Source organism: Brevundimonas basaltis, assembly GCF_014202075.1.
GTDB lineage: Bacteria > Pseudomonadota > Alphaproteobacteria > Caulobacterales > Caulobacteraceae > Brevundimonas > Brevundimonas basaltis.
On record NZ_JACHFZ010000004.1, the window covers coordinates 361,908 to 386,113 of the forward strand.

Below are 24,206 nucleotides of genomic sequence, written 5' to 3' on the forward strand. Positions count from 1 at the left end.
CCGGGTGATAATTGAGAGACTTCGGGGACTTGGCCCAATCCAACTCGGGAATCCGTGCGCGGGGCTGATGATTCTCCGTCATTCCGGGGTCGTGACGGGCGCGAGCCCGTCGCGGAACCCGGAACCCAGGGGATCGAGGCCGGCCGGAAAGCCGCTACGGGAGTCGAGCCAGCCTCCTGGGTTCCGGGTTCCGCTGCGCGGCCCCGGAATGACGGTGTTGGTGTCTGGCGTCAGCGACTGACTGGATATCGATGTGCTCCGACTCCAATCAGCCGGTGCGGAGCAGGCGTTTGCGCTGGACCGAGGAGGGGATGCGCAGGGCCTCCCGGTATTTCGCCACGGTGCGGCGGGCGATGTCGATTCCGGTCTCGTTGAGAATCTCGACGATTCGGTCGTCGCTGAGCACGTCGCCGTCGCGGGCCTCGCTGTCGATCATCGACTTGATACGGTGGCGCACGGCCTCGGCCGAATGGGTCGCGCCGCCATCGGAGGACTGAATCGCCGCCGTGAAGAAGAATTTCAGCTCGAACACGCCGCGCGGGGTGGAGACGTATTTGTTCGAGGTGACGCGGCTGACCGTGGATTCGTGCATGCCGATGGCGTCGGCGACGGTCTTGAGGTTCAGGGGGCGCAGGAATTCGACGCCGAAGGCGAGGAAGGCGTCCTGCTGGCGGACGATCTCGGACGACACCTTGAGGATGGTCTTGGCGCGCTGATCCAGCGACTTGACCAGCCAGCTGGCCTGGGCGGCGCAGTCGGCGACGAAGGTCTTTTCCACGTCGGAGCGCGCGCCGGCGGCGACCACGCCGTGATAGCGCTTGTCCATGATCAGGCGCGGCAGGGTGTCGGCATTGAGCTCGACCTTCCAGCCGCCGGCGGGATCGGGGCGGACATGGACGTCGGGGATGACGGTCTGGGCCGGTTCCCCGCCGAAGCCGGCGCCGGGGCGCGGCGTCAGGGCCTTCAGCTCGGCGATCATCTCGGCCATGTCCTCGCCGTCGACGCCGCAGGCCTTCTTCAGGGCGGTCAGGTCGCGCTTGGCCAACAGGTCGAGGTTGTCGAGCAGGCACTGGATGGCCGGATCGAAGCGGTTGCGCTCGATCAGCTGCAGCTTCAGGCATTCGGGCACGGAGCGGGCCATGATGCCGGTCGGCTCGAAGCCGTGGCAGGTCGCCAGCACCGCCTCGACGCGGTCGAGGGCGACGCCGAGCCGGTCGGCGATCTCGTCCAGTTCGCCGCGCAGGTAGCCGCCCTCGTCGACGGCGTCGATCAGGCTGAGGGCGATGGCGTGGTCGGCGGGGCTGAAGCCGGCCTGGGAGGCCTGGGCCTGCAGATGCTCCCACAGGGTGGCGTCGCGGGTGTCGGGCTGTTCGCGGCCCTCGCCGTCGGGCAGGCCGCCGCCGGTCCCGGCCCGGGACCAGTCGTTGAGGCCGGGCTGGGCCTCGCCGGCGCCGACGTCCTCCATCCGGTCGGAGGTGCGCTCGCCCGGGCTGGCGTCGCCGTAGACGTCGTCGGAGCGGGCGTCGAGGGTGCGGTCGGCGTCGGAAACGCGGCCGTCGTCGAAGCTCATCTCGGCGGCGTCGGTGGTTTCGGCGGCCGCGGCGGGGGCCTCGGCCTCGCCGCCCGGTTCGGCGTCCTCGCGCTGGAGCAGGGGGTTCTTTTCCAGTTCGGCCTCGACGAAGGCGTCGAGCTCGAGGTTCGACAGTTGCAGCAGCTTGATCGCCTGCTGCAGCTGGGGCGTGATGACCAGCCCCTGCCCTTGCCGTATCTCCAGCCTTTGTCCGAGCACCGATGACCCCGTCGACGTATCCGGGGCGAAGTGGCCCGGAACTTGCTACGGCCACTGTGTGGCCGGAAGGGTTAACGGGGGTCTAAGCGGGGGCGGTGGGACCGGATCTGGCTGGCTACGCTTGCGTCGCGTTGCTGCCGCCGCTTCGCCTTCGCCGTTATTGACAATCAGCAGCCTCAAGAAGGCGTAGATTCTCGATTGCGACGATCGGCCTTCCGGTAAAATCCCTTTCAGCCAGCCGGCGTCCGCTGAAAGCAACCCGTAAACACAGAGGTTCGGACTTGTCGTGCACTCGCATCTCCCCGGCGAGCCGGCGCTGCGCTTCAGCTCCCTCGACCCGGGCTGAAAAGACCTCGCCCCCAGCCGAATGAAATGAAGCGAACTCGAAGATCCTCACCACTCCGATGAAATCCTCGAGCGACGCGTTTCGACCAGACGCTTCGGATGGGCTGTTCGCCTGGTCGATGGGGGCAGCGGAGCTATCTGGCAACGCCTCCTGAGGGCGGCTCGGCAGAACTTGGCACCCAGCCAATCCTATGGCGACGATCAGCAAAATGGCGTTCGGGTGGATCATCAGGTGACCTTCATCACTCTCAACAGCATACGCAATGGGTCGGGTGCAGTCGAAGTCCTTTGGCTCACTGGACCCGGAGCGGTCCTTTACTCCGTCGAATGGATCGGCAAGCCTCGGCCTTCCGCACGAGAGACCGCCCCATGCGCCTGATCCTGATCGCCCTGCTCTGCCTGGCCCTGCCCGGCGCCGCCCTGGCCCAGGCCTCGCCGGCCGAACAGACGATGATGCGGACGGTCGAGGCCGAGCACGACCGGCACGTGGCCCTGCTGGAGCGGATGGTGAACCAGAACAGCGGGACGCTGAACCTGGCCGGTGTGCGGGCCGTCGGCGAGATGACGCGGGCCGAGCTGGAGCCGCTGGGGTTCGCGGTGCGCTGGGTCGACATGAGCGAGACCGGACGGGCGGGGCATCTGGTGGCGACGCATCCGGGGCCGGGCCGGAATGTGCTGCTGATCGGACATCTGGACACGGTGTTCGAGGTCGACAGCCCGTTCCAGACGTTCGCGCGCGGCGAGGGCGCGCGGGCGACCGGGCCGGGGATCGGCGACGACAAGGGCGGGGTGGTGGTCATCGTCGCCGCCCTGCGCGCCATGCAGGCGGCCGGAACGCTGGCGGACGCCAATGTGACCGTGGTCCTGACCGGGGACGAGGAGCGGGTCGGGTCGCCCATCGGGATCGCGCGGCGCGACCTGATCGAGGCCGGGCGGGCGGCGGATTATGCGCTGGAGTTCGAGAACCTGGCCATGGACGACGGGGCCGAGTTCGGCACGGTGGCGCGGCGCAGCTCGACCAACTGGACCCTGACCGCGACCGGCCGGACCGGGCATTCCAGCGGGGTGTTCAGCGAGGGGCTGGGCTATGGCGCCATCTATGAGACGGCGCGGATCCTCGACGCCTTCCGGCGCGAGCTGCCGGAGCCGAACCTGACCTACAATGTCGGGGTGATCGCGGGGGGAACGCCGGCGGCGATCGACGCCGAGGGATTCAGCGTCACCGCCTCGGGCAAGACCAATATCGTCGCCTCGACCGCGGTGGCGCGGGGCGACCTGCGCACCCTGACGCCAGAGCAGGACGAACGGGTCCGCGGCCGGATGCTGGCCATCGTCGACGACCACCTGCCGCACACCGAGGCCGAGCTGACCTTCGCGGACACCGGCTATCCGCCGATGGCGCCGAGCGAGGGCAACCGGGCGCTGCTGGCGCGGCTGAATGCGGTGAACCGCGACCTCGGCCTGTCGGAGATGGCCGAGTTCGACCCGGCCCGGCGCGGCGCGGCCGACAGCGGCTTCGTGGCGGCGGACGTGGATACGCTGGGTGGGCTGGGCATCGCCGGCGGCGGGGCCCATGCGGAGGGGGAATGGGTCGATCTGGACAGTCTGGTGCGTCAGTCGCAACGGGCGGCGGTGCTGATCAGCCGGTTGAGTTTGGGGGAGTGAAAACGGCCGGCAAAGGAAGGGTGGCCTGCGGTCCTGCCCGTCGCTACTGATCAACTATGGGCGGTATCCACGAAACATCGGCAAGTCTGGGCTTCTACGGTGATGATCTCGATCCCGATGAGATCACCATAGCGCTGGGTGCCCGGCCCACGGTGGGTGTGCGCAAGGGTCAGACCTGGGTTACGGAGTTCGGTGCGGAGAAGGTTGCACGAACAGGGTCATGGCGGGTGGTCGCGCAACGGTCGCCCCCCGGCGACCTGGACGGTCAGATCGCTGGCCTGCTCTCAACCCTGACTGACGATCTCGCTGTCTGGAACGATCTCGCGAGCCGGTTTCGCGGACGACTGTTTTGCGGCCTGTTCCTGAAGGCAGGGAACGAAGGCGCGACCCTGAAACCGGAGACCGTTCTGGCGATGGGATCTCGCGGACTTTGCCTCGACCTCGACATCTACGGTGCCGAGATGCTGGACTGACGCCTCAGCCGTACATGTCGCCGAGATAGACGCGGCGCACTTCAGGGTCGCGGATGACGTCGTCGGCCTTGCCCTCGAACAGGACGGCGCCGCCCGAGATGATCGAGGCGTGGTCGATGATTTCGAGCGTCTCGCGGACATTGTGGTCGGTGATCAGCACGCCGATGCCCTGACCGGCCAGATAGCGGATGACCTGGCGGATGTCGGCGATGGCCAGGGGGTCGATGCCGGCGAAGGGCTCGTCGAGCAGCATGAAGCTGGGTCGGCCGGCCAGCGCGCGGGCGATCTCGCAGCGGCGCCGCTCGCCGCCCGACAGGCCCGAGGCGGGGGCGTGGCGCAGGTGGTCGATACGCAGCTCGTCCAGCAGGCGCGAGGTCTCATCGGCGATGACCTGGCGTCCGGTGTGGTGCAGTTCGACCACGGCGCGGACGTTCTGCTCGACCGTCATGCCGCGGAAGATCGAGGCCTCCTGGGCCAGATAGCCAAGGCCCATGCGGGCGCGCTGGTACATCGGCTGGCCGGTGATGTCCTCGCCGTCGAGGAAGATCCGGCCGCTGTCCGGCGGGATCAAGCCGGTGATCATGTAGAAACAGGTGGTCTTGCCGGCGCCGTTGGGGCCGAGCAGGCCGGCGACCTGGCCGCGCTGGACGTTCAGGGAGACGTCGCGCACCACCTGACGCTGGCCGAAGGCGCGGGCGATGTGCTCGACGCGCAGGCCGGTCGGGCGCGGGGCCCCGGCCGCCGCCGGTTCCGGGGCGGCGTCATGAACGTTGAGGGCGGAGAGTTCCTTGCGGGCCAAAGGTCAGTCCGAGCCGGGGCTCAGTTCCCGCCGCGTTCGGGATAGAAGACGCCCTGCACCCGGCCGTTCTGACCGGCGCCGTCCATGCGGGCCGCCTCGGTGCGGATATTGTAGGTCAACCGGCCGCCGGTCATGACGTTCTCACCCTGGGTCAGGATGACGTCGCCGCTCAGCACGATGGTGTCGTTGGCCGGGGTGTAGATCGCGCGGTCGCCGCGGATGGTCTGGTCGGGCGTGACGAAATAGACGCCGCCGGTGGCCTCGACGCGGGTCAGGTCGCCATTGCTGATCGAGCCTTCGATCCGGTCGGCGCGGATGCGGTTCCGGCCCTGGGTCAGCTCGGCCCGGCCGCGCAGGGAGATGGCCGTCGGTGTGACCGACCCTTCGTCGGCGCCCCACATGATCGGCTGGCCGCCCTGAAGGCTCTGCGTTCCGCCCACGCCGGGCAGGGCCGCGAGGGCCAGGGCGATCGCCGCCGCGCTCAGGAGTCTGGTCATGCTCATCTGTCCGACCTCGCGGGGTTGATGGTCCCGCGCACCTTGTTATCGCCCGAACCGCTGAACACGACCCGTTCGCCCTGTTCATAAATGGCATAGGACGAAGCGTTGACGGTTCCAAGAGGGCCGGAGCCCTGAACGCCCTTCGAGCCGGTGACGATGCCGGTGTCCGTGTCGACCACCGCCTCGGGCGTGACGAGGGTGAAACCGGAGCCGCCGTCGGAAATCCGAACATTGGGGCCGATGGTGACGGTCTTCGCGGCCTCGTCGTAGACGCCGCCGTCGGCGGTCAGGGTGGTGACCTTGCGGCCGCCGAGGTTGAGCCGCAGGGCCGGGCCGACGAGGCGGAACCGGCCGGTCTCGCCGTCGCGAACGGCCCGCTCGAAGCCGACCACGAAGCTGCGGCCTTGGGCGTCCTGGCCAAGGAAGCGGGATTTCTCGAGGGTGACCTCGCGCGAGGCGCCGGCCTTGCGCTCGACGTCGGAGATGACGCTGCGCAGCACGATCCAGCTGATCGTCCCGCCCGCCAGCACCACGATCAACACCGGCAGGACCCGGCGCAGCAGCTGCACGCGGCGGGAACGGGCGCGGAAGGCCTTCGCCGTGGCGGCGATGCGGGCCTCGTCCGCCTGTTCGCGCGTGTCGGCGGGGTCGGTCATCAGGCGTGCGCGAAGATGTCCATCTCGTCCCAGCCGGCGAGGTCCAGGGCGGACCGGGTCGGCAGGAAGTCGAAGCATTTGCGGGCCAGTTCGGCGCGACCCTCGCGTTCCAGCATCTCGTCCAGCCGAGCCTTGACGGCGTGGAGGTGGAGGACGTCGGAGGCGGCGTACTCCAGCTGGGCGGGGCTTAGCTCGGCCGCGCCCCAGTCCGAACTCTGCTGGGCCTTGGACAGGTCGATGCCGGCCAGCTCGCGGACCACGTCCTTGAGGCCGTGGCGGTCGGTGTAGGTGCGGGCCAGTTTCGAGGCGATCTTGGTGCAGTAAACCGGGCGGGTCTCGACCCCGAGGTGGAGCTGGAACATGCCGATGTCGAAGCGGCCGAAGTGGAACAGCTTGAGCACCGCCGGATCGCCCAGAAGCCGCTTCAGGTTCGGGCAATCATAGCCGGGGCGGTCCATGCGCACGACGTGGGCGTCGCCGTCGCCGGCCGACAACTGGACCACGCACAACGGATCTCGCCGGAAGCGCAGGCCCATGGTCTCGGAATCGATCGCGACCTCGGGGCCGAGGTCGAGGCCGTCGGGCAGGTCGCCCTCGTGGAAATGGATGGTCATGCGGTCGATCCCGGCGAAATCATCAGGCCCTCAAGTAGCCGCTCGCCGCGCGAGAGGCGATAGGGCCCAAACAGAAACGGCGCCGCATCAGGGATGCGACGCCGTTTCGAATAATGGTGCCCAGAAGAGGACTCGAACCTCCACGACCTTTCGATCACTGGCACCTGAAGCCAGCGCGTCTACCAATTCCGCCATCTGGGCCCAGACGATTTCGCGTTCGCACGCGTTCCGTCCGGAAGGCGCGGACCCTTAAGGCAGCCCCATGGGCGGGTCAACAGGCTTTTATCCTGTTTGCGTTGCAGCCGTCGGGGCCATCGTCTAATCCCCGCGCCGAGGCCGGGCTCGCTCCGGCCGCCCGCCTTTGGAGCCTGTCATGAGCGAAGTCGCCCCCGGCCTGATCACCGTTTTCGGCGGTTCCGGTTTCGTCGGCAGCCAGGTGGTGCAGGACCTCGCCCGGCGCGGCTGGCGCATCCGGGTGGCCGTGCGCCGGCCCGATCGCGCCTTCAAGCTGCAGACCTCGGGCGCCGTCGGCCAGATCCAGGCGGTGCGTTGCGATGCCAACCGGCCCGAGGATGTGGCGGCCGCCCTTCAGGGCGCCGACGCGGCCGTCAATCTCATCGGCATACTGTACGAGCAGGGCCGTCGCACTTTCGACGCCCTGCATGTCGGGGTCTCGCGCACCATCGCCGAAGCCTGCGCCGCCGCCGGGGTGGCCCGGCTGGTGCAGATGTCGGCCATCGGGGCGAGCCCCGACAGCGCTTCGGACTACGCCCGGTCGAAGGCCGCCGCGGAGATGGCCGTTCGCGAGGCCAAGCCCGACGCGGTGATCATCCGCCCGTCCGTCGTTTTCGGCGCGGGCGATGACTTCCTCAACCGCTTCGCCGCCATGGCGACCATGGCCCCCGCCCTGCCGCTGATCGGATTCGGCCGCACCCGGTTCCAGCCGGTCTATGTGGGCGATGTCGCCGAGGCCATCGCCCGCGCCGTGGAGTTGCGCGAGGCGGCGGGCCGCACCTTCGAACTGGGCGGGCCGGCGGTGATGACCTTCGAGGCGGTGCTGAAGCTGGTGCTGCGCGAGACGCGGCGAAGCAACGGCCTGATCCCCCTGCCCTTCTTCGCCGCCCGGATGATCGGCTCCATGGCCCAGCTGACCGCCTTCGTCGGCATCCCGCCCGTGTTGACGCGCGATCAGGTCGTGCTGCTCGAGACCGACAACGTCGTTGCAGACGGCGCCGAGGGCCTGGCCGAGCTGGGCGTCGAGCCGACGGGCATCGAGGCCATCGCGCCCTCTTACCTGTGGCGCTACCGGCGCGGCGGGCAGTTCTCGGAGCGGCCGGCCGACACCGCCGCCACCGTCCAGGCCTGAGGCTTCAGAGACCGCCCGTCGCCGCCAGACCGGCCAAGCCAGCGAGGCCGACTGCGATCCGCCACCAGGCGAACGGCCCGAAACCGTGCCGGCTGACGAAATCGAGCAGCAGGCGAACAACCGCCAAGGCAGTCAGGAAGGCGACCATGAATCCGAGCACGATCAGCCCGGCGTCGCTGAAATCGAGTCTGTCCCAGTTCTTGAACAGGTCATAAGCCACCGCGCTGCCCATCGTCGGCAGGGCGAGGAAGAAGCTGAATTCGGCGGCTGAACGCTTGTCCGTTCCAAGCAGCAGGCCGCCGGCGATGGTGGCGCCGGACCGGGAGACGCCGGGCACCATGGCCAGACACTGGAACAGACCGATCAGGAAATAGACCCGCAGCGGATAGCGGTCGGCCTCGAGCAAGATCGGGACCTTCTTCATCCGATCCAGCCACAGCAGCAGCACGCCGCCCACGATCAAGGCGATGCAAATGACCAGCGGGGTCTCAAACAGGATGGTCTTGATGAAGTCGTAGGCCAGGAAGCCGATCACCACGGCGGGTGCGAAGGCGACGGCGAGGCCGATGAGGAAGCGACGCGCCTCCCGATCGGTGTGCCAGCGGGTGGCGAGCGTCCACAGCCGTTTGAAATAGACGCTGACGATGGCCAGCAGGGCGCCGAGCTGAATGACGATCTCGAACGTCTTGCCGGTGCTCTCGAAGCCGAGGAAGTGACCGAGGAGCAGCAGATGGCCGGTCGACGACACCGGGATGAACTCGGTCAGTCCCTCGACCAGACCAAGAATGATCGCCGCCAGCCAATCCGCCATTCGCATCCCCGAAACAGGTCAGGCGGATCAGTTCGCGCCCGGTTCGGGCCCCACATAGCGCAGCCGCGCCCGGATAGGCGAGCCGTTCGTCGTCTGATCGAGCGCATGGGCCAGAAGACCGGCGAGGCGCCCGATCATCAGAAGGTCGGCGGCGGCGTCGCGCGGCAACTCCAGCCGGCGGGCGAGGGCGACCAGCGCGAGGCCGAAGGTCGGCGGCCGACCGGTCATCTGCTCGCCCTCGCGCATGGCCCGGGCGATATCCTGCGGCAGGTCGGTGGCGGCCAACAGCGCGGCCGCGCGGGGGTCGCCGGCGGGCCAGGCGGCGTCGCCGAAACCAGACAGGCCGCCGGCCTCGTGGGCGCGGCGGGCGGCGTCGACGGCCTGGCGCCGGACGGCGACGACCCAGGCCGATTCCTTCATCAGATCGATAATGGTCCCGGTTCCGGCCAGGGTCGCGAGGCCCGCGAGAGCCGCGCCGGAGGGCGAGGCTCCGCCCGCAGAAGCGGCGCGAACAGCGAGGGCGGGTGCGTCGAGTCCTTGATCGACGGCCAAAACCAGGGCGCGGCGAACCAGATGGGCGTCCGGCTCCCGCACCTTCCATGTCCGCGCCAGCCGTTGATGCAGGAACAGACGCGGGCCGGGGCCGGCCACGGCGTCGACCGCTTCGTCGAGGACGCGGGCGCATTCGACCCGCAACGATTCCGGCGATCGGGGTTTGAGCTCGGCGTCCTCCTCGGCGCGGCGGGCGAGGGCCGCGAACAGGCGGCCGCGGGCGGAATGACCCGGCATGGCGCCGACGCGCGGGCGGACCTCGGCGAACGGATTACCCGGCCGCGCATCCCAGACCAGCCGCGCCACGTCCTCAAGAGTCGCGCTCTCCGCCAGCTGAGCCGCGTCCAGGCCGCGATAGAACAGACGCCGGCCGTCGCTGAAGGAGACTGAAGAGCGGATTTCGGGGTCCGGCGACTCCGATTCCTGCGGAGGCGGCAGCCATTGGCCGATATCGGCTTCGGGCTCGTCGCCGCTGAGCCGGACGACGTCGGCGACGGCGTAGAGGCTGCGGCGCGGATCGTCGGGGTCGGGTCGGGCGGCGATACGGCCACGGCTGACATAGGCATAGAGGGTCTGGGCCTTGACCCCCAACCGGGCCAGAGCCTCGCTGCGTCCGATCCAGCGGTCGGCTTGCGTCGCCGTCCCTGCCGTCTGCATCTCGCCTCCGAAGACCTGGGACCCTTTCGCCCCATGGCGCGCCCAGCATGGGGCCATTTCGTGACGATGCCGCTAACGCCGCAAGCCTTGGCGCCGCGCGCGCTTTCCGCGACAAGGCGGCGATGACCCCGCCCGCCTCCGACGACGTCCAACTGGCCACCCGCAGCGTGACGCGGCTGTCCGTCGGAGTGGCGGTCGTCCTGATCGCGCTGAAGGCCTTTGCCCTTGGCGCCTCCGGCTCGGTGGCGATCATGGCTTCGCTGACGGATTCGGCGCTGGACCTGATCGCCTCGCTGACAACCTTCTTCGCCGTGCGCTGGGCGGCCGCGCCGCCGGACGCCCAGCACCGTCACGGACACGGCAAGGGCGAGGCGATGGCCGCCCTGGTGCAGTCGGGACTGATCTTCGCCTCGGCCCTGTTCATCGGCTGGGAGGCGGTGCTGCGCATCTTCGATCCGCGCCCGGTGAGCGCGGGCTACTGGGCGGTGATGGTGGTGCTGATCTCGATCGCCCTGACCGGCTGGCTGGTTTGGATGCAGGACCGGGCCATCAAGCGCAGCGGTTCGATGGCGGTGAAGGCCGACCGGGCGCACTACGCCGCCGATCTGGCGGCCGGGGTGGTGGTGCTGATCGGGGTTGCCTCCGGGGCTTTCCTGGCGGCGCCCGGCCTCGACGCGGCGGCTGGGCTGATCGTCGCCGTCTGGCTGTTCTGGGGGGCGCTGACGCTGCTGAAGGAGGCGGCGGATCATCTTCTGGACCGCGCCGTGCCGGATACCGACCGCATCGCCATCACCACCGCCGTGCTGGCCGACCCCCGGATCTCCGGCGTCCACCAGCTGCGCAGCCGGATGGCCGGGTCGGTGATGTCGGTCCAGATGCACGTCGATCTGGAGCCGAGCCTGACTCTCGAACAGGCCCACGACATCGTCGTGGGGGCCGAACAGCGGATTCTCGAGGCGTTCCCGCGCGCCGACATCCTGATTCACGCCGACCCGCGGGGCCGGGCCGAGGTCCATGCGGAGCCGGGCGAAGAGTCGGGCGAAGAGTCGTGCGAAAGCGCCTGACGGCGACGGCGCCCCGATCTCCATAGCTAACGCGGACTTAACGCCCTCTGGCGCATGGATCGATGATGTCGGCCTGCGTCCTGTACCATTTCGCCTTCGATCCCGGATCCCGCACGGCGCGGCTGGCCCTGGGCGAGGCGCGGGTCGAGTTCGCCGAAACGGTGGTGCGGCCGTGGGAGGACGGCTGCCCCGTCGCCGCGCTGAACCCCTCGGGCATGCCGCCGGTGCTGCAGGTCACCGAGGCCGGACGGGCCCTGACCCTTTGCGAGCCCGCCGCCATCCTCGGCTGGCTGGAAGACCGGTCGAAGGAGCCGTTCCTGATGCCGGTCGATCCGGCGGAGCGGGCCGAAACGCGGCGGCTGACGGCCTGGTTCGACCGTCGCTTCAACGACGAGGTCAACGCGGTGCTGCTGCACGAGCGGATGGAGAAGCCGTTGCTGCGGCTGGGCCCGCCCGAGGCGCGGGCGCTGCGGGCCGGCCGAGAGGCGCTGAAGGCGCATCTGACGATGCTGGAAGGGCTGCTCGCGACGCGGGACGCGCTGGCCGGGCGGCGGATCAGCCGGGCGGACATGGTCGCCGCTGCGCATCTGTCGGTGCTGGACTATTTCGGCGAGGTGGGGTGGGCGGCGTATCCGGGCCTGAAGACCTGGTACATGAAGCTGAAGTCGCGGCCGTGTTTCCGGCCCCTGCTGGGTGATCGCTTCCCGGGGGTGCAACCCTCAGCCTGGTATCACGATCTCGACTTCTGAGCGCCGAGGCGTCAGACGACGCGGATGGCGGCCGATCCCCGCAAATTCATAAGAGACAGTGCGTCAGCCCTCGGCTTCGACGTCTGCCGCTTCGCCTCGGCCTCGGAGCCGTGGAGCGCGGGGGAGCGGCTGGCGCATTTCGTCGGGGCCGGGCGGCACGGCGACATGAGCTGGATGGAGACGACGCTGGAGCGGCGGGCGCATCCGACCACCATGTGGGCCGAGGCGAAGACGGCGATCGTGCTTGGGCTCAACTACGGGCCGGGCCATGATCCGCTGCCGGAGATGGCGGACCGTTCGGCCGGCTATATCTCGGTCTACGCGCGAGGCGACGACTATCACGACGTGATCAAGGGCCGGCTGAAGACGCTGGCGGGGCAGGTCGCCGCGAGGACGGGCGAGGACGTCAAGGTGTTCGTCGACACCGCGCCGCTGATGGAAAAGCCGCTGGCGCAGCGGGCGGGCGTGGGCTGGCAGGGCAAGCACACCAATCTGCTGTCGCGGACGCGGGGCAACTGGCTGTTCCTGGGGGTGATACTGAGCGCGGCCGAGTTCGAGCCGGACCCGGCGGAGGGGGAGCATTGCGGAGCCTGCACCACCTGTCTCGACGTCTGTCCGACGCAGGCGTTCCCGGCGCCGTTCCAGCTGGATGCCCGGCGCTGCCTGTCCTATCTGACCATTGAATTCGCCGGGCCGTGGCCGGTGGAGTTCCGGGGGGCGACGGGGTCGCGGATCTACGGCTGCGACGACTGTCTGGCGGTCTGTCCGTGGAACAAGTTCGCTGTGGCCTCGCAGGAGAGCCGGGTGCAGGCGCGCGAGGCGCTGGTGTCGCCGCGGCTGGCCGATCTGGCGGGGCTGGACGATGCGGCCTTCCGGGCGCTGTTCGCGAAGAGCCCGGTCAAGCGGATCGGGCGCGACCGGTTCGTGCGCAACGTCCTCTACGCCATCGGCAACAGCGGAGATTCGGGCCTGATCGGGGCAGCGCGGGCGCTGCTGGACGAGCCGGCGCCGGTGGTGCGGGGCGCGGCGGTGTGGGCCCTGTCGCGGCTGATGGACGGGACGGCGTTCGCGGCGCTGCGGGCTGAGCGGCTGGCGGCGGAGGCGGACGCCTCGGTGCAGGCGGAGTGGACGGGCGCTGCTCTCTAGAGGCGGCGGAACACCGGGGCGCGGAAGCCTTCGGCGCGGCAGCGGGCGTCGGCCTCGGCGAAGGCCTCAATGACGACGGCGCCGTGATGGCCGGTGGCGTGGATGACCTGGTCGGCGTCCAGCATGAAGGCCGAATGGCCGGTCCAGCTGTAGTCTCCGGGCCGGGCCAGCCAGACGACGAGGTCGCCGCGGCGGGCGTCGGCGCGGTCGATGGCGCGGCCGAGTTCGGCCTGCTGGTCTGCATGGCGCGGGCCGGCGAGGCCGCAGGCGTAGAGCGCCTGCTGGATCAGGCCTGAACAGTCGGTGGCGGCCGAGGAACGAGCCCCGAGGCTGTGGGGGACGCCGATCAGGCGTTCAGCCACCGCGACCGGGTCGCTCTCGAAGGCGCCGATGGGGGCGAGGTCGTCGGGCGAAACGTCCGCCGCCTCGACGACGAGGGCGTTGAGCGGCAGGCCGGCGGCGACGGCGGCGACGCGATGGGTCGGCAGGCGGCTGCCGGGCTGAAGGGCCGAAGCCGCGATCCAGCCGACGAGGCCGTCGCGGCGGGCCCGGCCCCACAGGCGATCGCCCTGCCGGTCGAGGACGTCGAAGGCTTCGCCGAAGATCAGCTGGTCGATGCGCTCGGAGGCCGGGTCGGCGTCGGCGTGGATGTCGGCGAAGGGAACGGCGGCCTGCATCGGCTGGACCGCGCGGTAGGTGTCGGCGCGCACGAGCCCTTCCAGCGCCTGCTCGGCCAGGTCAGGCCGCGCGAGCGTGGTGCGAGGGTCAACGGTGGCGGCGTCTGGAGTCAATCAGGCTCGTCCGGTTGAACCGCCAGGATGGCTGCATATGCCGAAAGGGCCGTTAACGAACGGAGGCTTTCTTGTGGCGCCGGTTGTCAGGCGGAGGCCGGAAAGCGTCGGGACAGCATTTCGAAACAGGCGCGGAGGCCCTGCGCCTCGCCGCCCTCGGGCCGGCCGGGCTGGGCCCGCGGGTTCCAGGCGAAGATGTCCATATGCGCCCAGGCGCCCGTCGTCGGGGCGAACTTCTGCAGGAACAGGGCGGCGGTGACCGAACCGGCCTGGGCCCAGGCGGCGGAGTCGTTGCGCAGGTCGGCGACCTCGCTGTCGAGGGCGGCGCGGTAGCCGGGCCACAGCGGCATCGGCCACAGGGGGTCGCCGACGGCGCGGGAGGCCTCAAGCAGGTCGGCGACGAGGGCCTCGTCTTCGGAATAGAGCGGCGGCAGTTCGGGGCCGAGGGCGATGCGGGCGGCGCCGGTCAGGGTGGCGAAGTCGAGGGTCAGGTCGGGCGCGTGCTCGCCGGCCCGGGTCAGGATGTCGGCGAGGATCAGCCGCCCCTCCGCGTCGGTGTTGCCGATCTCGATGGTCAGGCCCTTGCGGCTGGACAGAATGTCGCCGGGGCGGAAGGCGTCGGCGGCAATCGCGTTCTCGACCGCGGCGACCAGGACCACAAGCCGCACCGGCAGGTCGGCCTGCATGACCAGCCGCCCCAGCGCGAGGGCGTGGGCCGAGCCGCCCATGTCCTTTTTCATGTTGCGCATGCCCGCACCGCCCTTGATGTTCAGGCCGCCGGTGTCGAAGACCACGCCCTTGCCGACGAGAGCGACGAGCGGCCGGTCGGTCCGGTCGAGGTTCCAGCCGATCTCGATGACGCGGGGCGCCCTGTGCGGGGCGGCGGCCCGGCCGACGGCGTGGACGGCGGGGTAGTTCTCCTCCATCAGGGCGTCGCCGGTGGTGACGGTGACGGCGGCTCCGGACGCCTCGGCGATCTCGCGGGCGATGGATTCGATCTGCAGCGGGCCCATGTCGGCGGCGGGGGTGTCGACCATCTCGCGGACCAGGGCGCAGGCGGCGGCGATGCGCAGGACGGCGGCGGCGTCCACGTCGGAGCCCACGGCGAGACGGGCCGGGCTAGCCGGACGCGTCTTGTAGCGGTCGAAACGGTAGGCCCCGAGGGCGAAGGCCAGGGCCGCGGCGGCGGCGTCTTCGTCCTCGATCCCCTCCAGCCGCCACAGGCCTTCCGGCAGTTTCGCCGAGAGGGCGCGGACGCTCATGGGATCGAAGGCCTCGCCGACGCCGAACAGGGCGCCGGAGAGCCCGTCGTCGGAACAGGGGAGGAGCAGCAGCTGGCCGGCCTTGCCGGTGAAGTCGTTTGACCGCGCCCAGGCCCCCCAGACGCCCTCGACGGGCTCATCCTTGCGGACGATGCGGACCGGCAGAGCGCCCCCGGCGTCGGGTGTCAGAAGGTCGGGGTGGAGGGCGGACATCGAGGGGGACCTTTCCGGCCGATCTTAACCAAGGATTGACGCGAAGGGCCGAGTCTGGAGCCCGAACCTTCCGGAGCGCCCTCCATGTCGCGCACGACCGCCCGTATCGCAACCATCGCCCTGTTCGCCGCGCCGCTGTTCGGTCTGGCCGCGCCCGCCGTCGCGCAGCAGGCCGCCGCCCCGGCGCAGGCCGCGACGCCCCGCGCCCCGGCCAGCGCCGAGGCGCGCGCCGCCTATGACCGGGCCGATCCGCTGAGCCGGTCGGTATTCTGGACCGAACAGGCCGAGATCAATCCGCTGGATCCCGTCGCCGGCGTGAAGGCGGCGCAGGCGATGCGCGAACTGGGCCGCTATCAGGAAGCCGCCGATATGGCCGAGCGGGTGCTGCTGGTCCAGCCGGCCAATGTCGAGGCCATGCTGGAGGTCGGCCGGGGTCACATCGCCCGGGGCCACGCCTTTTACGGCGTTGCGGCGCTGGAAAAGGCGCGAGACGCCAATCCACGGGACTGGCGGGCCTGGTCCCTGCTGGGCACGGCCTATGAGCAGGTGCGCCGGTCGCAGGATGCGCAGATGGCCTGGGCGCAGGCCCTGGCCGTGTCGCCGGACAATCCGGACGTGCTGACCAATATGGCGATCTCGGCGATGACCCGCGGCGACACCGCCGCCGCCGAGCCGCTGCTGCGGCGCGCCGCGGCCCAGCCGGGCGCCTCGCTGAAGGTGCGGCTGAACCTGGCCATGGCGCTGGGGCTGAACGGCAAGATGGCCGAAGCGGAGCAGATGATGCGCCGCGACCTGCCGCCGGACGCCGCCGATCGGAATTTGGCATGGCTCAGGGCGCGGGCCGGATCCGCCGCGGCGGATCAGGCGCGGACCTGGGGCTCGCTGCAGGGCGGCTGAGAGCCGCTCTTCACGTTCGGGCCCGCCCCGCCTATCTTCCCGCCATGATCGACGAGCTCTACAGCGCGCGCATCCTCAAGCTGGCGGCCAACCTGCCGCATAGCGGGCGGCTGGCCGCACCGCATGGCACGGGCGAACGGGTGGCCAAGCTGTGCGGCTCGAAAGCCATCGTCGACGTCAGGCTGGATGCCGAAGGCGGGGTGGCCGCCTTCGCCCAGGATGTGAAGGCCTGCGCCCTCGGGCAGGCGGCGGCGGGCGTGCTCGGCGAGGCCGTCATCGGCGCGTCGGTGCATGAGATCGAGGCCGCCCGCGACGGCGTGACCGCCATGCTCAAATCCGGAGGCGAAGGCCCCGAGGGCCGGTTCGAAGGGCTGCGCGCCCTGAAACTAGTCGCCGACTACCCGGCCCGGCACGCCTCGACCATGGTCGCCATCGAGGCGACGCTGGACGCTATGAAGCAGGCGCTCGCCCGCAAATCGCCCGGCGACCGAACTAGCCTCGCCGGCGCGGCCTGAAGCCCCGTTGCCCCGGAGCCTGCCTCGGGGGATAAGCGCGGCGACATGGCACCCGGCGGTAATCTCTACGAACGCGGCGTCCGGCTGGCCCATCGCGGCTACAAGCTGACGCTGTCTCCCCTGATCGGGCAGCAGTGCCGGTTCCTGCCGACCTGCTCCGACTATGGCCGGGACGCGCTGATCCAGCACGGCCCGATCAAGGGGGGATGGCTCACCGTCCGCCGCCTCTGCAAATGCCACCCCTTCGGCAAATCGGGCTATGACCCTGTTCCGCCCTGCAAAGACTGAACGATGATCGAATTGAAATTCCCCGACGGCGCCAGCCGCGAATATCCCGACGGCGCCACGGGCCGCGACGTCGCCGCCTCCATCTCGCCGTCGCTGGCCAAGCGCGCTGCCCTGGTCGAGATCAACGGCCAGCAATGGGATCTGGACCGCCCGCTGGAGAGCGGCGGCGCCTTCCGCCTGATCATGCGCGACGATCCCGCGGCGCTTGAAACCATCCGCCACGACGCGGCGCATGTGCTGGCGCAGGCGGTGCAGGAACTGTTCCCCGGCACCCAGGTGACCATCGGCCCGGCCATCGACGACGGGTTTTATTACGATTTCGCCCGCGACGAGCCCTTCTCGACCGACGACTTCGCCGCCATCGAGAAGAAGATGGCCGAGATCGTCGACCGCGACGAGAAGCTGGTCCGTCAGGTCTGGGACCGCGACGAGGCCATCAAACTGTTCGAGTCGAAGGGCGAGACCTTCAAGGCCGAACTGATCCGCGACCTGCCGGCCGATGAGACGATCACGACCTATGCGACGGGCGACTGGGTCGACCTGTGCCGCGGGCCGCATTTCCCGTCGACGAAGTTCGTGGGCAAGGCCTTCAAGCTGACCAAGCTGGCGGGCGCCTACTGGCGTGGCGACCACCGCAATCCGCAGCTGCAGCGCATCTACGCCACGGCGTGGGCCTCGAAGGAGGACCTCGACGCCTATCTGCAGCGGGTCGAGGAGGCCGAGAAGCGCGATCACCGCAAGATCGGCCGGGCCATGGAGCTCTTCCACATGCAGGAAGAGGGCCGGGGCATGGTCTTCTGGCACCCCAAAGGCTGGATGCTGTGGCAGGTCATCGAGGCCTATATGCGCCGCCGTCTCGACGCCGCCGGCTATGTCGAGGTGAAGACGCCGCAGGTGCTCGACCGGAAATTCTGGGAGGCCTCGGGCCACTGGGAAAAATACCGGCCCAACATGTTCGTCTGCGAGACGGTCGAAGGCGAGACCCTGTCCCTCAAGCCGATGAACTGCCCCGGCCACGTGCAGATCTTCGATCAGGGCCAGCGCTCGTATCGCGAGCTGCCGCTGCGTATGGCCGAGTTCGGGGCCTGCCACCGCTATGAACCGTCGGGCGCCCTGCACGGCCTGATGCGCGTGCGCGGCTTCACCCAGGACGACGCCCACATCTTCTGCCGCGAGGACCAGATCGTCGATGAGACGGCCCGTTTCATCGAACTGGCGCGGTCGGTCCACGCCGACCTGGGCATGGAGACGGCCTATATCAGCCTCGGCACGCGGCCGGAAATCCGCGCCGGGTCGGACGAGTTCTGGGACAAGGCCGAGGCGCTGATGGCCGAGGCTGCCCGCGCCGCCGGGACCGAGCCGGTCGTCACCGAGGGCGACGGGGCCTTCTATGCGCCCAAGCTCGACTTCGTGGTCAAGGACGCGATCGGCCGCGAGTGGACCTGCGGCACCATCCAGCTGGACTATGTCCTGCCCGAACGTCTGGGCGCCGAATACATCGGCCAGGACGGCCAGAAGCACCGGCCGGTGATGCTGCACCGGGCCATCCTCGGCAGTTTCGAGCGCTTCATCGGCATCATGATCGAGAACTACGCCGGGGCCTTCCCGCTATGGCTGGCACCCACGCAGGCGGTGGTGGCGACCATCGTCTCGGAAGCCGACGACTACGCCCGCGAAGTGGTGGCGAAGTTCAAGGCCGCCGGCCTGCGCACCGAGATCGACCTGCGCAACGAAAAGGTCGGCTACAAGGTGCGCGAGCACTCGGTCGCCAAGGTCCCGGTCATCGCCGTGGTCGGCAAGAAGGAGGCGGAAGAAGGCAAGGTCGCCATCCGCCGCCTCGGGTCGCAAGCGCAGGAGGTGGTCACCGTCGAGGAGGCCATCCGTCTTCTCACCGAAGAGGCGACGCCGCCGGATCTGCGTCGGGGCTGATCGGCGCGGGACGAAACAGAAAGCCCGCCCTTGCGATGCAGGGGCGGGCTTTTTCGTTGACCAGCCGGGGCGAGGTTACAGCAGCCGCTTGCGCATGGCCTGGCTGAGCATGTCGATCAGGGTCACGGCCACGACGATGATGATCGCGATGGTTGAGACGGTCCGGTACTCGAACGCCTGCAGGTTTTCGAACAGGGCCTGACCGATGCCGCCGGCCCCGATCAGGCCGAGCACGGTGGCGGCGCGGCTGTTCGATTCGAAACGATAGAGGGCGAAGCTGGTCCACAGTGGCGCGACCTGCGGGATGACGCCCCACATGATTTCGTGCAGCCGGCCCGCGCCGGTCGCCTTGACCCCCTCGATGGGGCCCTTGTCGATCGACTCGACGGCCTCCGAGAACAGTTTGGCGAGGACGCCGGCGGTGTTCAGGGCGATGGCCAGCACCCCGGCGAGCGGACCGAGGCCCACGGCGACGATGAACAGGGTGGCGATGACCAGGTCCGGGATCGAGCGCATCAGGTCCATGACGCGCCGGATCGGCCAGACCAGCCAGGACGGCGACAGGTTGCGCGACGCCATCAGGCTGAGCGGCACGGCCAGGAAGACGGCCAGGAAGGTGCCCCACAGGGCGATCTGCACCGTCAGCCACATCAGACTGACCAGCGCCCGCCAGTTCGAGAAATCAGGATTCAGAAAATCGCTGCCATAGTCCCGCATCTTTTCGGGGCTCGAGAACAGGTTGACGATGTTGGGCAGATCGACCCGGTTGAAGGCTGCCAGCAGCATGATGGCGAAGCCGCCCCACAGCAGGATGTCCAGCGACCACGCGGCCGGCGACTTCTTCGGAGGCTCGGGCACCCTCGTCGGATCGGCAGTGGCCTGGGCCGGACGCCGCACGGCGTTGAGGGCGATCGCAATCAGGGCCAGCACGCCGATCAGGGCGAAGGGCCACCAGCGCCCGGCCAAGGTCCCCGCGCTGGCCGGGGGCGCGACTTCCGGCGGGCGGCCTTCGCGCCGCGCCTGATCCGCCTTCATCTCGCGGATCGGGTCGAGATAGCTGTTATCGGCGGCGCGGAACTGGGAGTAGTTCAGCCCCTCCATCACCTGGCGCTGCCGGTCGGCGTTGGGGCCAAAGCCCTGGCCGTAGGTGATGAAGAAGCGCTTGATGCGGGCCTTGAGATCAGCCGGCAGGTCCGAGCGGATGACGATGCCGGATTCCGGGATCGGCGGCGATTGCCAGATCTCCTCGATCTGGTCGGCGACCTGGGGGTTCTGGCGGCGCAGGAAGACGGTATTGACCGAGTTCGAGGTCGCCACGTCGACCTGGCCGTTGGCGACCGAGAAGGCGTTGGCCTGGTGGTTGGCGGAGCGGACGGTCGAGAAACACTGGGTCGGGTCGATGCCGCGGGGACCGAAGAAATAGGTCATCGGGGCCAGGGTGCCCGAGGTGGACTGGGCGTCGCCGATGCCGAAGGTGTAGCGCTTGCCGCACTGGGCGACGTCCTCGGCGGTGATGCCCGAGCCCTTTTTTACGATCAGGGTCGAGACGTAGGAATCCTTCCCCTCGACATCGACGGTGCGGGCGATGACCTCGCCGTTCGATCGGTCGATGGCCTGAACGGCCGGCAGGGCGGAGAACCAGCCGATCTGGGCCTGGTTGGCGCGCATGGCCTCGACCAGCACGCTGTAGTTCGAACCGAAGATGGGCTCGACAGGCAGCCCCAGCTCGCGCTCGAGGTCGTCGAGCAGCGGCTGCCACAGGGGACCGGAGGACGCCTGGCCTTCGGCGGACAGGACCGTGAAGACGATCTTCGCCGGACGCTCGGTCTGGGCGACGGCGGTGCTGGCCGGGGCGAGGAAGCCGCACAGGACGACGGCAAACGCCAGGCCGGCGGTGATCAGGGTGCGAAGACGGCTCATACTTGAATATCCGGGCCGCCGGCGGCGCCCATGCGAAGGGTCAGATGCATCAGGGGTGTGGACTGGCCGGGGATCATGGCTGGACCTCACGCTTGGCCCGCAGCCGTTGCAGTTCCCGCTGGGCAGCCTCGACGGCGGCGGCGTCCCCGCTGGTTCGGGCGACGGTCAGGGCCTGGTCGGCCATCATCTCGCGCACCGGGTCGAGATAGTCGTCCTCGGCGGCGCTGAAGCGCGAATAGTTCAGGGCGGCCAGCACCCGCCGCTGACGCTCGGCCTCGCTCCCCGAGCCCTGTCCGTAGGTCAGGAAGAAGCTGCGGATCTTCTCCTTCAGGACCGGATCCAGATCGCCGCGGACGACGATGCCCCCCTCGGGAATCGGCGGCGAGCGCCAGATCTCCTCGATCTGGTCGGCGATGGCCGGGTTCCGGCGGCGCAGATCGCTGGCCGTGACGCTGTTGGACGTGGCCACATCGACCATTCCCGACGCCACCTCGAAGGCGTTGGTTTCGTGACTGCCCGGCCGAACCGTGCGGAAACAAACTTCGGGCTGGATGCCGCGGGGGTTGAACAGGAAGGTCATCGGGACCAGCGTGCCGGAGGTCGAGCGAGGGTCGCCCGCGCCGAACCTGTAGCGTTGGCCGCACGCCAGCGTGTCGTCGAGCGTGATCCCGGAGCCCCGCTTTACGATCAGGGTCGAGCGGTAGCTGTCGGCGCCGCCCGGATCGACGGTGCGCGCGATCATCTCGGCGTCGGCCTCCTCGATGGCGGCGATGGCCGGCTGGGCCGAGAGCCAGGCGGCCTGGGCCCGGCCCGCCTTCATATCCTCGATCAGCGTGGCGTAGTCCGAGGCGAAATGGGGCTCCACCGGAATGCCGACGGCTTTCGACATATCGGCCAGCAGGGGCTGCCAGAGTGGACCGGCCGACGCTTCGCCGCGGGCCGACAGGATCGAAAAGGTGATTTCGGCGGGACCCGCCGGGGCCGGGGCGTCGGCCCGCCGGTCACAGCCGGACAGGCCGAGGACGGCGGCGACAAGGCCGACGCCGACAAGCCGGACCGGGCTGAACAAGGTCACGTCTTGGTTTCCCAGAACGCGTCCTCGAACTCCGGCCCGTAGATGTCGATCAGCTGTTTGGTGTCGAGCGCGGTCGAGGGACCGTCATAGACGACCTGGCCGGCCTTGAGGGCAATGACGCGGTCGCAGTAGCGGATGGCGTAGTCGACCTGGTGCAGGGTCACTATGACGCCGAGGCCGTCACGTTTGTTCAGCTCGACGAGCAACTCCATCACCTTGCGGGCCGAGACGGGATCAAGCGAGGCGACGGGCTCGTCGGCGAGGATGGCCTGGGCCCCCTGCACCAGGGCGCGGGCGATGGCGCCGCGCTGCTGCTGGCCGCCGGACAAGGTGTTGGCGCGCTGGGCCGCGTATTCCGAGACCCCGACGCGGTGCAGGGCCTCCATGGCCTGCCGCTTGTCGGCGGAGGGCCAGACGCCGAGGACGCCCTGCCAGCCGGGAATGCGGCCGAGGGCGCCGAGCATGACGTTGGAGAACAGCGACAGCCGTCCCACGAGATTGAACTGCTGGAAGATCATGCCGAGCTTCTGGCGGGCGGCGCGGACCTGGCCGGTGATGCGGCCGTTTTTCTGCACTGTCTGGCCGAAGACCTCGATCACGCCCGCGCCGGAATCAATGTTCTGAAGGCCAGTGATCGAACGCAGCAGGGTCGACTTGCCCGAGCCGGAGGGGCCGATCAGGGCGACCATCTCGCCGGCCGCGACCTCGATGGAAACGCCGTTCAGCGCCTTGCGGGCGCCGAAGGTCTTGGACACGTCCCGAACGGACGCGACGGCGGCGGCGGATGCGGTCATGGACGGACTGTCGACGGTTGCAGGGGCGCGCCGCATGACCCGAACAGGGCCGCGAGGCAAGTCTTAATGGCACGGCTGCGGCGATCCCGTCCAGCGGAGGGGGCTTGGGCGTCTAACGAAACGCGGTGCTGAATCGCTTCCGGTCGGCGCCCTCGGCGAGCGCCTTCATCGATCGCGAGCGGGCATCCCGGGCGTAGTCTCGCGCGGCTGGTCCGACACGGCCGGGCAGGTCGCCGAGAGACCGCAGCACCGTCTGCAGCCGGGTCGCCACCACGAAGTCCCCGGCCCCGTAGCGAGCCGACGATCCGAACAGATCATCGAGCAGGTCGGCCTCCTCGATCGGCTGAACCAGCAGCCGGTCATGGACCACCCGGGCGCCCGCGGGGTCGCGGTCCCATTCCTCCATCAGGCGGAGGCCGGTGACGATCACCTGCACGGCCGTGCCGGGGTCGTTGACCCCCGGGGACAGAGCCTTGCCGGCGATCTCGCCCAGCACCACCAGTCCGTAGCGGGGGTCCTGTTCGAACGAGCGGGTGGGGCCGATGGCGAAGGCCGCCCGGACGCCTTCCAGGTCCTCGATGCCGCCGCTGGTGCGGATCAGGGTGTCGCCCCGACGGACCAGTTTGCCGGGGCCGGCGACCACTTCGATCATCACATCCGCCGTCTCCGCGATGCCCTGGAGGTGGTCGCGGTCCACGTTCTGAACATAGCCGGTCTGTTCGCTGGCGATGATGAAGGATGGCCCGTCGAGCGGTCCCGACGGGTGATGGCGGTCGCCGATCCGTTGGGCCATGGCCTCGCGGGTCAGACCTTCGACGCGCTCGATCATGTGCCCCACACGGGCCAGGCTGGACAGACGGCTCACCCAGGCCAACAGGCGGAAGGCGACGAGGCCGACGATGACGAGTGTGATGACGAAGACCACCGCCCGCCCCTCGGCGCCGTAGTAGCCGGCATTGATCGCGGTCACCCCGACGATGGCGTAGAGAAAGGCGCCCACGAAGGTCGAGAGGGATTTCTGGGTGGTCGCATCGCCGGTGATCAGTTCGGCGACCCGCGGCGTCGCCTGCTGGGAAACCGAGGTGTAGGCGGTGACCATGGCGCCAAGTGAAAAGGTCGCCACAGCCAGCATGCTGGAGGCGAGGATCGTCAGGACCGAGACCACCGAGTCGCCGCCGAAACGGGTTGCGAAGTCCTCTGGCACAATCCCCGTGGCCAGGGTGGCCGCGATGGCGGTCATCACACCGAGCAGCGCATAGAGACTCGCCCGGACCCAGAGCTTGCGCCCCAGTCGCCGAAGCAGGAACTGCCAACGGTTCATCGGTCAGACGCCCCT

Annotated in this window: 24 protein-coding genes and 1 tRNA gene; 10 read left to right on the forward strand and 15 right to left on the reverse strand. The window is 69.4% G+C overall.

The window, feature by feature from the left end:
- Nucleotides 1-268: 268 nt before the first annotated feature.
- Nucleotides 269-1,789: an RNA polymerase factor sigma-54 gene (gene rpoN, locus HNQ67_RS11435; RefSeq protein ID WP_183255465.1), complete on the reverse strand. Its 1,521-nt coding sequence runs from the start codon at nucleotides 1,787-1,789 to the stop codon at nucleotides 269-271.
- Between the two features lie 157 nt (nucleotides 1,790-1,946).
- A complete protein-coding gene (locus tag HNQ67_RS11440; protein ID WP_183255468.1) occupies nucleotides 1,947-2,363 on the reverse strand; it encodes a hypothetical protein in 417 nt (138 codons plus the stop codon).
- Between the two features lie 140 nt (nucleotides 2,364-2,503).
- Between HNQ67_RS11440 and HNQ67_RS11445 the strand changes: the two genes are divergently transcribed.
- Both HNQ67_RS11445 and HNQ67_RS11450 read left to right on the forward strand, forming a co-directional pair.
- Entirely contained in the window at nucleotides 2,504-3,799 is a 1,296-nt protein-coding gene (locus HNQ67_RS11445; RefSeq protein ID WP_183255470.1) for a M20/M25/M40 family metallo-hydrolase, read from the forward strand.
- A 56-nt stretch (nucleotides 3,800-3,855) separates the two neighbouring features.
- Entirely contained in the window at nucleotides 3,856-4,272 is a 417-nt protein-coding gene (locus HNQ67_RS11450; RefSeq protein ID WP_183255472.1) for a DUF4279 domain-containing protein, read from the forward strand.
- Nucleotides 4,273-4,276: 4 nt separating this feature from the next.
- Here HNQ67_RS11450 and lptB read toward each other — a convergent pair whose 3' ends face one another.
- From lptB to HNQ67_RS11475, 5 genes are all read right to left on the reverse strand, one after another.
- Entirely contained in the window at nucleotides 4,277-5,071 is a 795-nt protein-coding gene (gene lptB, locus HNQ67_RS11455; protein WP_183255474.1) for an LPS export ABC transporter ATP-binding protein, read from the reverse strand.
- A gap of 20 nt (nucleotides 5,072-5,091) precedes the next feature.
- Entirely contained in the window at nucleotides 5,092-5,568 is a 477-nt protein-coding gene (locus HNQ67_RS11460) for an LptA/OstA family protein (RefSeq protein ID WP_246347558.1), read from the reverse strand.
- Nucleotides 5,569-5,570: 2 nt separating this feature from the next.
- Nucleotides 5,571-6,227, reverse strand: a complete 657-nt coding sequence (gene lptC, locus HNQ67_RS11465; RefSeq protein ID WP_183255482.1) for an LPS export ABC transporter periplasmic protein LptC — start codon at nucleotides 6,225-6,227, stop codon at nucleotides 5,571-5,573.
- The gene (locus HNQ67_RS11470) at nucleotides 6,227-6,841 is read right to left on the reverse strand and encodes a ribonuclease D (RefSeq protein ID WP_183255485.1); all 615 of its coding nucleotides are present in this window, start codon (nucleotides 6,839-6,841) and stop codon (nucleotides 6,227-6,229) included. Before HNQ67_RS11470 ends, lptC begins: the two co-directional genes overlap by 1 nt.
- 114 nt (nucleotides 6,842-6,955) lie before the next feature.
- A tRNA-Leu gene (locus HNQ67_RS11475) sits at nucleotides 6,956-7,042 on the reverse strand.
- A 172-nt stretch (nucleotides 7,043-7,214) separates the two neighbouring features.
- Here HNQ67_RS11475 and HNQ67_RS11480 point away from each other — a divergent pair.
- The gene (locus HNQ67_RS11480; RefSeq protein ID WP_183255488.1) at nucleotides 7,215-8,207 is read left to right on the forward strand and encodes a complex I NDUFA9 subunit family protein; all 993 of its coding nucleotides are present in this window, start codon (nucleotides 7,215-7,217) and stop codon (nucleotides 8,205-8,207) included.
- Between the two features lie 4 nt (nucleotides 8,208-8,211).
- Here HNQ67_RS11480 and HNQ67_RS11485 read toward each other — a convergent pair whose 3' ends face one another.
- Both HNQ67_RS11485 and HNQ67_RS11490 read right to left on the reverse strand, forming a co-directional pair.
- Complete coding sequence (locus HNQ67_RS11485) at nucleotides 8,212-9,018, reverse strand: undecaprenyl-diphosphate phosphatase (RefSeq protein ID WP_183255491.1); 807 nt, start codon at nucleotides 9,016-9,018, stop codon at nucleotides 8,212-8,214.
- A gap of 27 nt (nucleotides 9,019-9,045) precedes the next feature.
- Complete coding sequence (locus HNQ67_RS11490; protein ID WP_183255495.1) at nucleotides 9,046-10,227, reverse strand: citrate/2-methylcitrate synthase; 1,182 nt, start codon at nucleotides 10,225-10,227, stop codon at nucleotides 9,046-9,048.
- 122 nt (nucleotides 10,228-10,349) lie between these two features.
- Between HNQ67_RS11490 and HNQ67_RS11495 the strand changes: the two genes are divergently transcribed.
- The 3 genes from HNQ67_RS11495 to queG all read left to right on the forward strand — a co-directional run bounded on the left by HNQ67_RS11495 (nucleotide 10,350) and on the right by queG (nucleotide 13,186).
- Nucleotides 10,350-11,291, forward strand: coding sequence for a cation diffusion facilitator family transporter (locus HNQ67_RS11495; RefSeq protein WP_183255497.1), 942 nt, complete (start codon nucleotides 10,350-10,352; stop codon nucleotides 11,289-11,291).
- Between the two features lie 62 nt (nucleotides 11,292-11,353).
- A complete protein-coding gene (fzlA, locus tag HNQ67_RS11500) occupies nucleotides 11,354-12,040 on the forward strand; it encodes an FtsZ-binding protein FzlA (RefSeq protein WP_183255499.1) in 687 nt (228 codons plus the stop codon).
- Between the two features lie 24 nt (nucleotides 12,041-12,064).
- Nucleotides 12,065-13,186 carry a tRNA epoxyqueuosine(34) reductase QueG gene (gene queG, locus HNQ67_RS11505; RefSeq protein ID WP_183255501.1) on the forward strand — a complete coding sequence of 374 codons (1,122 nt, stop codon included), beginning with the start codon at nucleotides 12,065-12,067 and terminating at the stop codon, nucleotides 13,184-13,186.
- Here queG and HNQ67_RS11510 read toward each other — a convergent pair.
- Both HNQ67_RS11510 and HNQ67_RS11515 read right to left on the reverse strand, forming a co-directional pair.
- The gene (locus tag HNQ67_RS11510) at nucleotides 13,183-13,977 is read right to left on the reverse strand and encodes a C40 family peptidase (RefSeq protein WP_183255505.1); all 795 of its coding nucleotides are present in this window, start codon (nucleotides 13,975-13,977) and stop codon (nucleotides 13,183-13,185) included. The genes queG and HNQ67_RS11510 overlap by 4 nt on opposite strands.
- A gap of 86 nt (nucleotides 13,978-14,063) precedes the next feature.
- Nucleotides 14,064-15,452 (reverse strand): leucyl aminopeptidase family protein, encoded by a 1,389-nt coding sequence (locus HNQ67_RS11515; RefSeq protein ID WP_183255507.1) that lies wholly within the window; start codon nucleotides 15,450-15,452, stop codon nucleotides 14,064-14,066.
- An 84-nt stretch (nucleotides 15,453-15,536) separates the two neighbouring features.
- On the opposite strand from HNQ67_RS11515, the gene HNQ67_RS11520 reads away from it, so the two are divergent.
- The 4 genes from HNQ67_RS11520 to thrS are packed head-to-tail and all read left to right on the forward strand — an operon-like array spanning nucleotide 15,537 to nucleotide 19,081.
- A complete protein-coding gene (locus HNQ67_RS11520) occupies nucleotides 15,537-16,349 on the forward strand; it encodes a tetratricopeptide repeat protein (protein ID WP_183255508.1) in 813 nt (270 codons plus the stop codon).
- Between the two features lie 44 nt (nucleotides 16,350-16,393).
- Nucleotides 16,394-16,864 (forward strand): iron-sulfur cluster assembly scaffold protein, encoded by a 471-nt coding sequence (locus tag HNQ67_RS11525; protein ID WP_183255510.1) that lies wholly within the window; start codon nucleotides 16,394-16,396, stop codon nucleotides 16,862-16,864.
- Nucleotides 16,865-16,909: 45 nt separating this feature from the next.
- Nucleotides 16,910-17,152, forward strand: coding sequence for a membrane protein insertion efficiency factor YidD (yidD, locus tag HNQ67_RS11530; protein ID WP_183255513.1), 243 nt, complete (start codon nucleotides 16,910-16,912; stop codon nucleotides 17,150-17,152).
- Nucleotides 17,153-17,155: 3 nt separating this feature from the next.
- The gene (gene thrS / locus HNQ67_RS11535) at nucleotides 17,156-19,081 is read left to right on the forward strand and encodes a threonine--tRNA ligase (protein WP_183255516.1); all 1,926 of its coding nucleotides are present in this window, start codon (nucleotides 17,156-17,158) and stop codon (nucleotides 19,079-19,081) included.
- A 75-nt stretch (nucleotides 19,082-19,156) separates the two neighbouring features.
- Here thrS and phnE read toward each other — a convergent pair whose 3' ends face one another.
- The 4 genes from phnE to HNQ67_RS11560 all read right to left on the reverse strand — a co-directional run bounded on the left by phnE (nucleotide 19,157) and on the right by HNQ67_RS11560 (nucleotide 24,191).
- Nucleotides 19,157-21,001, reverse strand: coding sequence for a phosphonate ABC transporter, permease protein PhnE (gene phnE / locus HNQ67_RS13875; RefSeq protein WP_425486346.1), 1,845 nt, complete (start codon nucleotides 20,999-21,001; stop codon nucleotides 19,157-19,159).
- Nucleotides 21,002-21,074: 73 nt separating this feature from the next.
- On the reverse strand, nucleotides 21,075-22,076 hold the full coding sequence (gene phnD, locus HNQ67_RS11550; RefSeq protein ID WP_183255518.1) for a phosphate/phosphite/phosphonate ABC transporter substrate-binding protein: 1,002 nt from the start codon (nucleotides 22,074-22,076) through the stop codon (nucleotides 21,075-21,077).
- Entirely contained in the window at nucleotides 22,073-22,870 is a 798-nt protein-coding gene (gene phnC, locus HNQ67_RS11555; protein WP_183255521.1) for a phosphonate ABC transporter ATP-binding protein, read from the reverse strand. Before phnC ends, phnD begins: the two co-directional genes overlap by 4 nt.
- Nucleotides 22,871-22,982: 112 nt before the next feature.
- On the reverse strand, nucleotides 22,983-24,191 hold the full coding sequence (locus tag HNQ67_RS11560; protein ID WP_183255523.1) for a DUF2254 domain-containing protein: 1,209 nt from the start codon (nucleotides 24,189-24,191) through the stop codon (nucleotides 22,983-22,985).
- Nucleotides 24,192-24,206 lie beyond the last annotated feature (15 nt).

Bases quoted from the DNA above. Each gene is read 5' to 3' on its own strand.
- HNQ67_RS11560 (WP_183255523.1), bottom strand. From the start codon at position 24,191: ATGAACCGTTGGCAGTTCCTGCTTCGGCGACTGGGGCGCAAGCTCTGG.
- phnE (WP_425486346.1), bottom strand. From the start codon at position 21,001: ATGAGCCGTCTTCGCACCCTGATCACCGCCGGCCTGGCGTTTGCCGTC.
- HNQ67_RS11515 (WP_183255507.1), bottom strand. From the start codon at position 15,452: ATGTCCGCCCTCCACCCCGACCTTCTGACACCCGACGCCGGGGGCGCT.
- HNQ67_RS11525 (WP_183255510.1), top strand. From the start codon at position 16,394: ATGATCGACGAGCTCTACAGCGCGCGCATCCTCAAGCTGGCGGCCAAC.
- lptC (WP_183255482.1), bottom strand. From the start codon at position 6,227: ATGACCGACCCCGCCGACACGCGCGAACAGGCGGACGAGGCCCGCATC.
- fzlA (WP_183255499.1), top strand. From the start codon at position 11,354: ATGATGTCGGCCTGCGTCCTGTACCATTTCGCCTTCGATCCCGGATCC.
- HNQ67_RS11460 (WP_246347558.1), bottom strand. From the start codon at position 5,568: ATGACCAGACTCCTGAGCGCGGCGGCGATCGCCCTGGCCCTCGCGGCC.
- HNQ67_RS11445 (WP_183255470.1), top strand. From the start codon at position 2,504: ATGCGCCTGATCCTGATCGCCCTGCTCTGCCTGGCCCTGCCCGGCGCC.
- HNQ67_RS11495 (WP_183255497.1), top strand. From the start codon at position 10,350: ATGACCCCGCCCGCCTCCGACGACGTCCAACTGGCCACCCGCAGCGTG.
- phnC (WP_183255521.1), bottom strand. From the start codon at position 22,870: ATGACCGCATCCGCCGCCGCCGTCGCGTCCGTTCGGGACGTGTCCAAG.
- HNQ67_RS11485 (WP_183255491.1), bottom strand. From the start codon at position 9,018: ATGGCGGATTGGCTGGCGGCGATCATTCTTGGTCTGGTCGAGGGACTG.
- HNQ67_RS11440 (WP_183255468.1), bottom strand. From the start codon at position 2,363: ATGATCCACCCGAACGCCATTTTGCTGATCGTCGCCATAGGATTGGCT.
- yidD (WP_183255513.1), top strand. From the start codon at position 16,910: ATGGCACCCGGCGGTAATCTCTACGAACGCGGCGTCCGGCTGGCCCAT.
- thrS (WP_183255516.1), top strand. From the start codon at position 17,156: ATGATCGAATTGAAATTCCCCGACGGCGCCAGCCGCGAATATCCCGAC.
- HNQ67_RS11450 (WP_183255472.1), top strand. From the start codon at position 3,856: ATGGGCGGTATCCACGAAACATCGGCAAGTCTGGGCTTCTACGGTGAT.
- HNQ67_RS11520 (WP_183255508.1), top strand. From the start codon at position 15,537: ATGTCGCGCACGACCGCCCGTATCGCAACCATCGCCCTGTTCGCCGCG.
- HNQ67_RS11470 (WP_183255485.1), bottom strand. From the start codon at position 6,841: ATGACCATCCATTTCCACGAGGGCGACCTGCCCGACGGCCTCGACCTC.
- HNQ67_RS11480 (WP_183255488.1), top strand. From the start codon at position 7,215: ATGAGCGAAGTCGCCCCCGGCCTGATCACCGTTTTCGGCGGTTCCGGT.
- HNQ67_RS11490 (WP_183255495.1), bottom strand. From the start codon at position 10,227: ATGCAGACGGCAGGGACGGCGACGCAAGCCGACCGCTGGATCGGACGC.
- queG (WP_183255501.1), top strand. From the start codon at position 12,065: ATGGCGGCCGATCCCCGCAAATTCATAAGAGACAGTGCGTCAGCCCTC.